The sequence below is a fragment of the Methanoculleus formosensis genome, from assembly GCF_025384765.1.
Taxonomy (GTDB): Archaea; Halobacteriota; Methanomicrobia; order Methanomicrobiales; family Methanoculleaceae; genus Methanoculleus; species Methanoculleus formosensis.
In genome coordinates this window covers 66493-76283 of the sequence record NZ_VHLL01000008.1, presented here as the reverse complement: position 1 = coordinate 76283, position 9791 = coordinate 66493, and the positions used below count along the sequence as shown (strand labels likewise).

Here is a 9791-nt window from a genome sequence, read left to right as displayed (position 1 = left end):
CTCCCGGACCCTCCCCCGAGTGGCGATACCCAATGGGAAGCCGTTTCACCTTCAATGCCCGGGATATGGATCAGATGACAGATTCATAGGGAGTAAGCGCTCCGATTAGGGTATGCCGAAGATTTGGGGATCTTTCTGGGGCGACCTCCATCATACCCCCGGCGAGTAGTCGGGCAGCGGCCGGAGATCTGCGGTATCGGGCTCAGAAAAAGATTAGAGATCGTGGATCTTGATCCTGTATTCTTTTATGACGAGTTTACTGACGGGTTTTTCGCTGATCTTCCACGTGTATTCGTTGGGGGTTGCGGTTTTATCCATCCCGAGCGAGTTGCCGGTCAGGTAGTTCTCCCACGCCGTCGAGTAGTAGTCACCCGACGGATCGGTCTCGTACTTCACTGTTATCGCGGCTGGGCTTAGCAACGGTGGATGCGTGGTCGCATTCTCCAGGCTCATCCGCACCGTCGTCATACCGGACTTCGCCATCAGGGTGTCGGTGGTGATGTTCATGATGTAGATGACGAACGTACCCGTGGCGTTGTCGTAGAACCACCGCGGCTCCGCAAGCATCGCCGACCCCGTCGCCCCGTCCTGGCGCAGCATCACCGCGCCGTTCTCGAGCGTGATCACCTCATTGCTGCGGTCGGAGCGGTAGGTCAGTGCGCCGAAGGGGTAGATCCAGAACCCGGCGTCGGTTGTGACGTTCATGTAGCCGCCGTAACTGCTGGAGTTGGTCACCTCGAGCGTCCCGCCGCTCACCTGCAGCGATGTCTCCTTGTAGGGCACATTCTTGAAGCAGAGGCTCTTCATGTCGTTCTGGATGACGATCATCGCCCGCTCCATGTTCTTCACGTCGGTGTTGCTCTGCTCTTTGACGAGCACCGGGTAGCCGTAGAGCGTCACGAGCCCGATGCCGCTGATGACGATCCCGAGGATCAGGACGAACCCGATCGCCTCCGATACCGCCTTCTCATTCATCTTCACGGTTATCTTCTCCTAAACCCCGCCTGAGTTGTAGTGGATCATGTTCCATCCCGCGCCGGTGGTGTTCCCGGTCACGCCCTTCGTCGCTCCGATGCCGGCGATAGCGACCCTGCTCTGGATGTCGCCTCCCTCCACCTGGATCACCTGGCTTGCGCCCGTCATGCCTGCGTTCACGAAGTAGTCCCTCCCGGCCACTTCGTCGGGGATGTCGAACTTCGTCGTGATCGTCCCGTTGCCGGGCGCGATGACGTAGAGGTCGACGATCCGGGTGCTGACCCCGTTCCCGATGTCCACGAAGGCGTGGTAGCGGAGATTGTTCGCCGGCCCCTCCATGAAGGCGGCGTTGATGGTAAACATCATCACGACCATCAAGAGGAGGAGCACGCCGCTGACGATGACGTACTCCATCAGCCTCGTGACGCCCTCCTCGTTCGGCGGCTCAATAATACACGGTTTCATGGTACTCCGTCACCCCGTTGTTGTAGCGGATCTCGATCGGGTGGAGGTTGCGGCCGGAGATCTCCTGCGGGCCGCCCACCGAGAAATCGACCACGGCGTTCTTTCGTTCGAGGGAGATCGCGATGATGTCCTTCTGTACATTCTTTTTTGTCTCATCTGAGTCCGGGACCGTTCTGAACTTATCCGTGTAGTCAAACACCGCTTCCCGCAGGTCCCGGATGTCGTTCTTCGGGAACTCGATCACTCCCTCCGCGGTCGTCTGCCCGACGATCGCCGACTGGTTGATGACCAGCGCAAGGAAGAAGAGCCCCACGGCGGCGAGGAGCCCCATCAGGACGATCCACTGGCCGTCTTCGTTCATGCCCGCCATAGGAGCACCTCCACGAGGACGGCCCGGGGGCGGGGAGAATAGCCTAAACCAGGGATGCCAGAGGGGTTCCCATCCAGTTGCACCCACCGCGTCACCCGCACCGCGTTCTCACGTCCGGTGAACCCGGGATCGGATGGTGGAGAGAGTTCGGTTGTGTTTACGCTGCCGTCCGATCTCCTGTAAGAGAGGAATACCTGGGCATGGAGATCATTATCTGGATCACCGGCTCGCATCCTGGAGTTATTGAGGAACGCGTCCCGAAGATCATTACCGCCCCCGGTACCCATCTTGACGAACCCGACCAGCTGGCTCTCTTTCCCATCTCTATCCGGCGTATCCATCATCGCCAGAACGTCGCTCCCGAGCTGCTCGAGTTGCATGTCCGGGATGTGCGTATCGCCGGCGGTGTAGACGCTCGTCGTGCTGACGACGATGTACGCGGTGAGGAGCATGATGACCCCGGCCGCGACACCCTCCATCGTGTAGAGTTGCCCTCGATCGTTCACCATATCGCCACCTCCAGGACAGCGGGCTTCAGGTCGGCGATGGTGACGTTATCGTAGTCATACAGATACGTGCCGTTCATGAAGGTCCTCTGTGGCACGCCATCATCGAAGGTGAACCGGATATCCAGGACGCTGTTCTGGTCCAGGGTGAAGATCGAGGTCGCCACCGGTTTCAGCACCAAGGAGATGCTAGAGTTGACCGGGGCATTCGGTTTGAGGTCGCTTGAATTCCCGTCGAGGGAGAGGGTGTAGAGATCCGGATCCTCCGTGTTGTAGGAGAACGGGATCCTGGTAAACCGCGGCATCGGCACCGTCGGATCCATCTTCCAGAATGTCACGTCCCTAAGTGTCGCGTTCTCGGCCGATGCGGTCGCGTTCAGGTACCTGCCGAATTCGGTGATGGTGATGTTCACCGGCTCGGTTCTCGGGTCGATCCGGTAGGCCGGACCGACGGATGGGTCGAGCAGCTGGCTGAAGTCCAGCCGGACGGTGAAGACCCGCGGCTCCGACGGATCGAGCGTGGTCTCGTTGAAACTGCTGTTATAACTGATATTCGCCACCCCCGGCTCCTTGATCTTCACCGCTCGGCGGATGTAGCCGTAGCCGGGGGGGAGGGGGTCGCCGGTTGCATAGTTGTAGTCCTCACTCCGGAGCGAGAAGTTGTAGGAGTAAGGAATATCGCCGAAGATCGCTTTGCTGCGGTAGTCATCCGCGGTAAAGAACGAGTTGAAGAAGGCGTCGACCTTCGTCGAGAGGAGGATGTTCGGGGTCTCCTTCGAGGCCGCGAGCCCCATCCGCTCGATCTCGTCCTTATATGCGTCAGTCTTCATCTCCCACGGCGGATAGACCGGCCAGCCGGGGTCCTCGGCGAGGATCACCCCAGTCCTGTAGGCGACCGCGTCGTAGTCGATGCCGCTGCTCTGGAGGCCCACGAGCAGCCCCGGCACCATGCTCACCACCATGATCAGGGCGAGCATGAAGATCGTGAACCCCACGAGGAAGTCGAGCGACATCGCGCCGTCGTCGGTTCTTATACGATCACCTCCCCGGTATCCGCCCGGAACGCGAGGCTCTCTACCCCCGCGTCCGAACGGATGTGGATAGTGTAGACCCCCTCCGCGAGGACGAGATCAACCGTTTCCGCATCGAGGGGCGCCATCGCCGACCGGATCGTCTCCTCCTCTCCCGCGAGGAGGTCTTCGGGGGAGAGGATCCCGGTCATATTCACCTCGTCCTCAGGCAGAGGGACACGCAGCGTTGTCTCCTTCCAGCCCGTGACACCGGAGGTCAGCCAGCGCGCCTCGTCCCCATCCTTGAGACCGATCGCCCAGGCGTCTGCCCGGCCGTCGAGGGTTACGCGGTTCCCGAGCACCTGGCGCATCGAGGTGCCGGTGATGTTCAGGCCACCTTCGACGCTGAGGATCTCGAGTTCCGCGAGAGCCTCGGTGAGAGTGTAGCCCTCCGGCTCGGGCAGATCGACAGGCGTGATGCCGCCGCTCGACGGCGGCGGTGAGGTCGTGCCGAGACAGCCACACGCGGTGCAGAGGATACAGACTGCGGCAAGCAGGGCCAGGACTCCCCCGGGAACTCTCATGTAAAGCAGTCATTATGACCCAGGCCGTATAAATAACCGCCTCTTTTGTTTCTTCAAAGATTTGCCCATAGATCGGGATATTGGAAACGTGCAGACGATGGTACGCAAAAATATTTCATCCCTCCCGCGCACTCGCCGCGCGGGGCGGTCCCGCTCTTATATGCCCGCCTCTGGCGCCCGCGTGTCCCGGTGCGCTATCGTAACATATATCCGCAAGTTTGTAACAACATCTCAGGCAGGGTAAGCATATGTGTACCACCATTCCCCCCGGCACGCCGGGAGAAGCAGATGACCGGTTCGCCGAAGCGGTCGCCTTCCACGGCCACGTCTGCCCCGGTCTCGCGACGGGCTACCGGGCAGCGGAGGTCGCCCTCGCGCGGCTCCGGTCCGGGCGCTCAGAGGACGAAGAACTCGTCACCATCGCCGAGACCGATGCCTGCGGCGTCGATGCCATACAGGTTCTCACCGGCTGCACCGCCGGAAAAGGAAACCTCCTCTTCAAGGACCACGGCAAGCACGCGTTCACGTTCATCAACCGTAAGACCGGGGCCGCAGTCCGGGTGGTCTCGAACCCGTCCTTTGACATCGACTCGCTTGACCCGGAGTTTGCGCCGCTCAGGGCGCGGGTGATCCAGGGTCGGGCGACCGACGCGGAGCACGCCGAGTTCCACGAGCGAATGGAGAAGATCGTCGATGCCATCCGAAAGGCGCCCGCCGAGGACCTCTTTATCATCCACGAGGTCGATGCCGAGATCCCCGAACGGGCCAGGATATTCCGGTCGGTGCCGTGCGCAAGGTGCGGCGAGATGACCGCCGAGTCCCGCGTCAGGGTCGAGGACGGGAAGTTCGTCTGCTACGCCTGCTCGCAGGAGTACTCCCGGCACCTCTGAGGGTCCCTTCACCGCACTATTTTTGTTATCGGGATCTCGAGGATGTCCTCGGCGCCCGCGGCCTTGAGCGGCGGGATGAGACAGTTCACAAGCCCTTTCTGCACCACCGTCTGGATACTGAAGTAGTCGATGCCGTGCAGCCTGCCGACGGTGGGCTTCTTCATCGCCGGGAGGACCTCGATGACGCGGTCGAGCGCGGTCGAGGGCACGTTCATCGTCAGGAGCACCTGGTGGCGTGCCTCGATCACCCCGAGGAGGAGGGTCGTGATCTCGTCGATCTCCCGGCGCTTCTCCGGGTCGAGGAGTGAGTCGCGATTCGCAAGGAGCGCGGTGTGCGACTCCATGATCTGCCCGACGATCTTGAGCCCGTTCTTCTTGAGCGTGCTCCCGGTCTCGGTGAGGTCGACGACGACGTCCATCAGGTCGGGGACCTTCGCCTCCGATGCCCCGTAGGAGGGAAAGAGCCTGACCGGGACCCCGAGATCCGCGAAGAACCGTTCCGTGATCCGCGGGTACTCGGTCGTCACCCGGCTCTCCGGGCGGATGGCGGCGACATCCTCTATCGGTTCGTCGCGGTGGACCGCGACCACGATCTTGACGTTCCCGTCGCCGGTCTTGCTGTAGGAGAGGTTCGCGACCTCGACGACGTCGGCACCGCTCTCCTGCACCCAGTCGAGCCCCGATATCCCGAGATCGAAGTAGCCCATCTGGACGTAGAGCGGGATCTCCTGCGGGCGGAGGATCTTCACCTTTCCGATCCGCGGATCGTTGATCCGGGGGTTGTAGTCGCGGTCGGTCCGCCTGACCTCGAGGTCCGCCTCCTTGAAGAGCTGGAGCGTCTGCGCCTCAAGGCTCCCCTTCGGGAGCGCAATCGTGATCATGAAGAGGTGATCGGGCAGAAAAAGAGTTAAAGATGATGATACGGTTCTCTCAGTCGATCGTATGAATGACAAGCCCCGAGAGGAGTTTCGGCTCGAACCAGGTGGATTTCGGGGGCATGACGCCGTCGTTATCGGCGATCGCGAGGACCGTCTCGACCGGCACCGGCTGCATGGCAACCGCGAAGGCGTATTCGCCGGAGTCCACGAGTTTTTTAAGGGCCGAGAGCGGTTTCGCCCCGCCCATGTAGTGGAGCCTCGGGTCGCCCCGGGGATCGGAGATCCCGAGCATCCCTTCGAGGACATCCTTCTGGAGAACCGAGACATCGAGCGACCCGATCAGGTCGGCGGGGTCCGCAACGGGTCGCGAGATCTCGTACCAGGTCCCCTCGATGTAGAGGTGCATGACGTGGATAGGAGCGCTCCCGGCCGCGAGCGGCTCGATCTGGTAGCCCGCGGCGTCGATCTCGGCGTAGGGGCGGACGGTCCAGCCTGCTTTCGGGAGCGCCTCGATGAACCCCGCGGGCGTGTAGTCGCCGAGGTCGGTGACAAGCCTGCTGTAGCCGTGGATGCGGACGCGATCGTGGGCGAAGAGGACGACCATGAACTTTCCGGTCTCGTCGGTGAACCGTCCCTCTTTTCGCCGCCGCTCCGCCACGTTCACCGCCGATTTGGCGCGGTGGTGCCCGTCCGCGATGTAGGTCTCCGGCACTGCCGCAAAGAGATCCTCAAGGCGGGCGAGAGCTGCCCCGTCGGCGACCCGGTAGACCTCGTGGAGCACGCCTGAAGCGGTCGTGGTGCTCCCGTCGGGCTCCGCGCCGTCGATGATGGAGCGGACGTGCGAGAGGATAACGCCCGGGTCGCGGTAGAGCAGGAAGACGAGGCCGGTGTTCGCGCCGACTGCATCAATGTGCCGGGTCCGGTCCTCCTCCTTGTCGTACCGGGTGAGCTCGTGCCGCCGGATCGTCCGGTTCTCGTAGTCCTCCGTCCCCACGCAGCAGACCAGCCCGACGAACTCCTCGCCGTCCTGGACCGCCCGGTAGACGTACATCCCGGGTTCGGGGTCGCGCTGCATCAGGCCGTCTGCGAGCATCCCGTCAAAGACCTCCTGCGCCCGCCGGTAGACCCGGTCGTCGTTCGGGGGGAGTTCGGGGAGTTCGGCATCCGGCCGGCTGACCCGGAGGAAGCTCAGGGGATTCTTCTCGATACATTCCCGGGCCTCTTCTGCCGTCACCACGTCGTATGGCACGGAAGGGATCTCTTCGGAGTACCGCCCCCCTGGACGGACCGCCGCGAAACGATAGATCTGAACCATAAGTACCGCCAACTCGTATGTGCCTACTATTTTGTTTCCTGAGACTATATTAGATAGGGCACTCCAGGAGGGAGAGGCCGATCATGATGCCGCTCCAGCTCAACATTCGCCGGGTACAACCCGCAGACATCCCGCAGATCGTCGCCGTCGAGAGGGCGTCCTTCACCGACCCCTGGGACGAGCGGACGCTTCAGGAATCGCTCGCCTGCTACCCGGAGACCTTCTTCGTGGCAAAGAACAACGGCGACGTGGCCGGCTTCGTCGCCGGCGGCGTTGAAGATACCGGGGAGGAGGTTTACGGGCATATCATGAACCTCGCCGTCGCCTCCGGGTACCGTCGCCAGGGGGTCGGGGAGCACCTCGTCCGCCGCCTGGAGCAGGAGTATCTCATCCTCGGTGCGAGCGCCGTCCAGCTCGAGGTCAGGGTGACGAACACCGGTGCGCAGGAGTTCTACCGCCGCCTCGGCTACCGGGAAGTCTTCCAGGTCGCGGCATACTACGCGAACGAGGAGGATGCCCTCGTTATGATGAAGTGGTTCCGGTTTTAAAAGAGGTTATATTACCCCCGCCCGTGCTCCTGGTGTGCCCGGGCGAGGTGCTGCGCCGCGAGGGCGCCGAGGAGGGAGAGTTCCCCGGCGAGCACCCCGGCGGCGATGATCTCTGAAAATGCCTTCGCATGGGCTCCCGGAGGGTCGCCGCCCCCGGCGACGCCGAGGATCGCGAGGCACTCCTGCTGGGTATCGACCCCCGTTCCGCCGCCGACCGTCCCGACGGGAAGCGACGGAAGGGTGACCGAGACGTAGACTCCGCTGTCCACCCGGTCGACGGTGGTGATCGCGGTGCTCCCCTCGACGACGTGGGCGGGGTCCTGCCCGCAGGCGATGAAGGTGGCGGCGACGACGTTTGCCGCGTGGGCGTTGAACCCGAACGAGGCCGCCCGCGCCGAGCCCACCAGATTCTTCCTGTAATTGACCTCGATGAGCGTCTCCGCGTCGGTCTTCAAGAGATCTGCGACCATCGCGTCGGTGAGCCGGACGCCCGCAACCACGGTCTTCCCCCGGCCCCGGACCAGGTTGATCGCCGCCGGCTTCTTGTCGGTGCACATGTTTCCGGACGTGGCGACGAGGCGGGCGCCGGTCTCCCGCTCGATGAGTTCGCCGACTTTCTGGCCCGCGATCGTCGCCATGTTCATCCCCATGGCGTCTTTTGTGTCGAGTTCGAGCCGGACGAAGACGCTTGTACCGGCGACGTAGGTGGTGGCCTCACGAAACTCCCCGTGCTTCGTGGTGCTCTGGGCAACCTCGCGGATCTCCGCGACATGGCTCTCGACCCAGGCGACCACATCGCGTGCGTGACCCACATCGCGGGCGGCGAAGACCGGCGCCCGGGTCATCCCGTCCCGCATGATCCGCACGTCCGCGCCCCCCGCCCGGGTGATCAGGGAGCAGCCGCGGTTCACCGAGGCGACGAGCGCCCCTTCGGTCGTCGCGAGCGGGAGGTAGTAGGACCCGTCGGCGTACTCGCCCTTCACCCGGAGCGGCCCCGCGACACCGAGCGGCACCTGGACGGTGCCGATCATGTTCTCGATGTTGCGCTTCACGACCCGGTCGATATCGATGGAGAACGATCCGATCTTCGGGAGGGCGGTCCCGGTCTCGCCCTCGACGAACGCCCGGCGCACCCGGACGGCCTCTTCGGGGGGGAGTTCCTTCTCGAGGGCGTAGAGTTTGAGAGACCCGTCTTTCAGCCTCTCGATATACTCATCCATGAATAAGTATTAGATCTGATACCTAAAGATGGCTGGTGGTCGATCTGGGAGAAGAGCAGTGGTGCCTTGCGGTGCCGAGACGAGAGGCTGAAGGGACGCGGCGGCGGCTGCTTGAGGAGGGGCTCCTCGACCGGCGGTTCCGTCCCCGCCCGGAGGGTGACGCGATCCTCCTCCCGGTGACGGAAGAGGTCCCCGGCGCCATCCGGTGCGAGTTCGAGGGGGTGCCGGAGCGTATCGACCTCCCCCGCCACGAACTCGTGGGAGGGATTGCGATCATGCAGGAGAACGATCCCGAGGGCGCAGAGCGGCTGCTCGCATCCCGCCCCTCCCTCCACACCGTGCTCTTCCCGGAGACCGCCGTCGAGGGGGAGTACCGGACCCGCCGGTTCGCGGTCCTCGCCGGCGCCCCCACCACCCGCACCCGGGTGACGGAGTACGGCCACTCCTTCGACGTCGATCTCACCCACGCCTACTTCTCCGCCCGGCTCTCGACCGAGCGGCAACGGGTTCTCGGGGCGATGGGGGAGGGAGAACGGGTGCTCGATATGTTCGCCGGGGTCGGGCCGTTCGCGATCACCCTCGCCGGGAAGGCGGGGCTCGTCGTCGCGGCCGACCTCAACCCCGCCGCGGTTCACCTCCTGGTCGAGAACATCGCGCTCAACCGCACCGGAAACGTCATCCCGGTCCTCGCGGACGCCGGCCACCTCCCCCGGCTCGGGTTTCCCCTTTTTGACCGGATCGTCATGAACCTCCCGCTCGCCGCGCCGGAGTACCTCCCGGCGGCGGCCGCCCTCTGCCGGGACGGCGGGACGATCCACCTCTACGCGCTCGAGGAGGAGGAGGGGGAGTGCCTCCCCCGGGTTCGGGCGGTCACCGGCGGTGAGGTCATCGAGCGGCAGGTCAGGACCTACTCGCCGGGGAAGTGGCACGCGGTGTATGATATCACCGTGGAGAAAGGGGCGGAGTGATCTAGAAACCCGATTTTGCCGGTTACGGTTCTTCTCCGGGCTGTGTAACCTGCACCTGCGGT

General features: G+C 63.5%; 12 protein-coding genes. 3 read left to right on the top strand and 9 right to left on the bottom strand.

Features of this window, described 5'->3' with window-relative positions; genetic code table 11:
* Positions 1-213 precede the first annotated feature (213 nt).
* From FKB36_RS11690 to FKB36_RS11665, 6 genes are read right to left on the bottom strand one after another with little or no spacing between them, the layout of a single operon-like run.
* Positions 214-975 (bottom strand): DUF7289 family protein, encoded by a 762-nt coding sequence (locus tag FKB36_RS11690; protein ID WP_261598259.1) that lies wholly within the window; start codon positions 973-975, stop codon positions 214-216.
* Positions 976-993: 18 nt separating this feature from the next.
* The gene (locus tag FKB36_RS11685) at positions 994-1440 is read right to left on the bottom strand and encodes a hypothetical protein (protein WP_261598255.1); all 447 of its coding nucleotides are present in this window, start codon (positions 1438-1440) and stop codon (positions 994-996) included.
* Positions 1421-1810 (bottom strand): hypothetical protein, encoded by a 390-nt coding sequence (locus tag FKB36_RS11680; protein WP_261598254.1) that lies wholly within the window; start codon positions 1808-1810, stop codon positions 1421-1423. The genes FKB36_RS11685 and FKB36_RS11680 overlap by 20 nt, the downstream gene beginning before the upstream one ends.
* Positions 1798-2319 carry a DUF7288 family protein gene (locus FKB36_RS11675; RefSeq protein ID WP_261598253.1) on the bottom strand — a complete coding sequence of 174 codons (522 nt, stop codon included), beginning with the start codon at positions 2317-2319 and terminating at the stop codon, positions 1798-1800. The genes FKB36_RS11680 and FKB36_RS11675 overlap by 13 nt, the downstream gene beginning before the upstream one ends.
* Positions 2313-3329, bottom strand: coding sequence for a hypothetical protein (locus FKB36_RS11670; RefSeq protein ID WP_261598252.1), 1017 nt, complete (start codon positions 3327-3329; stop codon positions 2313-2315). The genes FKB36_RS11675 and FKB36_RS11670 overlap by 7 nt, the downstream gene beginning before the upstream one ends.
* A gap of 17 nt (positions 3330-3346) precedes the next feature.
* Positions 3347-3910, bottom strand: coding sequence for a hypothetical protein (locus FKB36_RS11665; RefSeq protein WP_261598251.1), 564 nt, complete (start codon positions 3908-3910; stop codon positions 3347-3349).
* A 248-nt stretch (positions 3911-4158) separates the two neighbouring features.
* On the opposite strand from FKB36_RS11665, the gene FKB36_RS11660 reads away from it, so the two are divergent.
* Positions 4159-4800 carry an FmdE family protein gene (locus FKB36_RS11660; protein WP_261598250.1) on the top strand — a complete coding sequence of 214 codons (642 nt, stop codon included), beginning with the start codon at positions 4159-4161 and terminating at the stop codon, positions 4798-4800.
* Positions 4801-4808: 8 nt separating this feature from the next.
* Here FKB36_RS11660 and hisG read toward each other — a convergent pair whose 3' ends face one another.
* Entirely contained in the window at positions 4809-5681 is an 873-nt protein-coding gene (gene hisG / locus FKB36_RS11655) for an ATP phosphoribosyltransferase (RefSeq protein ID WP_261598249.1), read from the bottom strand.
* A gap of 49 nt (positions 5682-5730) precedes the next feature.
* The gene (locus FKB36_RS11650; protein ID WP_261598248.1) at positions 5731-6993 is read right to left on the bottom strand and encodes a DUF1015 domain-containing protein; all 1263 of its coding nucleotides are present in this window, start codon (positions 6991-6993) and stop codon (positions 5731-5733) included.
* Positions 6994-7076: 83 nt separating this feature from the next.
* Here FKB36_RS11650 and rimI point away from each other — a divergent pair, with 83 nt between their 5' ends.
* Positions 7077-7541: a ribosomal protein S18-alanine N-acetyltransferase gene (rimI, locus tag FKB36_RS11645; RefSeq protein WP_315901839.1), complete on the top strand. Its 465-nt coding sequence runs from the start codon at positions 7077-7079 to the stop codon at positions 7539-7541.
* 11 nt (positions 7542-7552) lie between these two features.
* Here the strand turns inward: rimI and hmgA are convergent, their stop codons facing one another.
* Complete coding sequence (gene hmgA, locus FKB36_RS11640) at positions 7553-8761, bottom strand: hydroxymethylglutaryl-CoA reductase (NADPH) (protein WP_261598247.1); 1209 nt, start codon at positions 8759-8761, stop codon at positions 7553-7555.
* A gap of 44 nt (positions 8762-8805) precedes the next feature.
* On the opposite strand from hmgA, the gene FKB36_RS11635 reads away from it, so the two are divergent.
* Positions 8806-9729, top strand: a complete 924-nt coding sequence (locus FKB36_RS11635; protein ID WP_261598257.1) for a class I SAM-dependent methyltransferase — start codon at positions 8806-8808, stop codon at positions 9727-9729.
* Positions 9730-9791 lie beyond the last annotated feature (62 nt).

Coding starts and splice junctions, on each gene's coding strand:
- FKB36_RS11690 (WP_261598259.1), bottom strand. CDS start 975: ATGAATGAGAAGGCGGTATCGGAGGCGATCGGGTTCGTCCTGATCCTC.
- FKB36_RS11685 (WP_261598255.1), bottom strand. CDS start 1,440: ATGAAACCGTGTATTATTGAGCCGCCGAACGAGGAGGGCGTCACGAGG.
- FKB36_RS11680 (WP_261598254.1), bottom strand. CDS start 1,810: ATGGCGGGCATGAACGAAGACGGCCAGTGGATCGTCCTGATGGGGCTC.
- FKB36_RS11675 (WP_261598253.1), bottom strand. CDS start 2,319: ATGGTGAACGATCGAGGGCAACTCTACACGATGGAGGGTGTCGCGGCC.
- FKB36_RS11670 (WP_261598252.1), bottom strand. CDS start 3,329: ATGTCGCTCGACTTCCTCGTGGGGTTCACGATCTTCATGCTCGCCCTG.
- FKB36_RS11665 (WP_261598251.1), bottom strand. CDS start 3,910: ATGAGAGTTCCCGGGGGAGTCCTGGCCCTGCTTGCCGCAGTCTGTATC.
- FKB36_RS11660 (WP_261598250.1), top strand. CDS start 4,159: ATGTGTACCACCATTCCCCCCGGCACGCCGGGAGAAGCAGATGACCGG.
- hisG (WP_261598249.1), bottom strand. CDS start 5,681: ATGATCACGATTGCGCTCCCGAAGGGGAGCCTTGAGGCGCAGACGCTC.
- FKB36_RS11650 (WP_261598248.1), bottom strand. CDS start 6,993: ATGGTTCAGATCTATCGTTTCGCGGCGGTCCGTCCAGGGGGGCGGTAC.
- rimI (WP_315901839.1), top strand. CDS start 7,077: ATGATGCCGCTCCAGCTCAACATTCGCCGGGTACAACCCGCAGACATC.
- hmgA (WP_261598247.1), bottom strand. CDS start 8,761: ATGGATGAGTATATCGAGAGGCTGAAAGACGGGTCTCTCAAACTCTAC.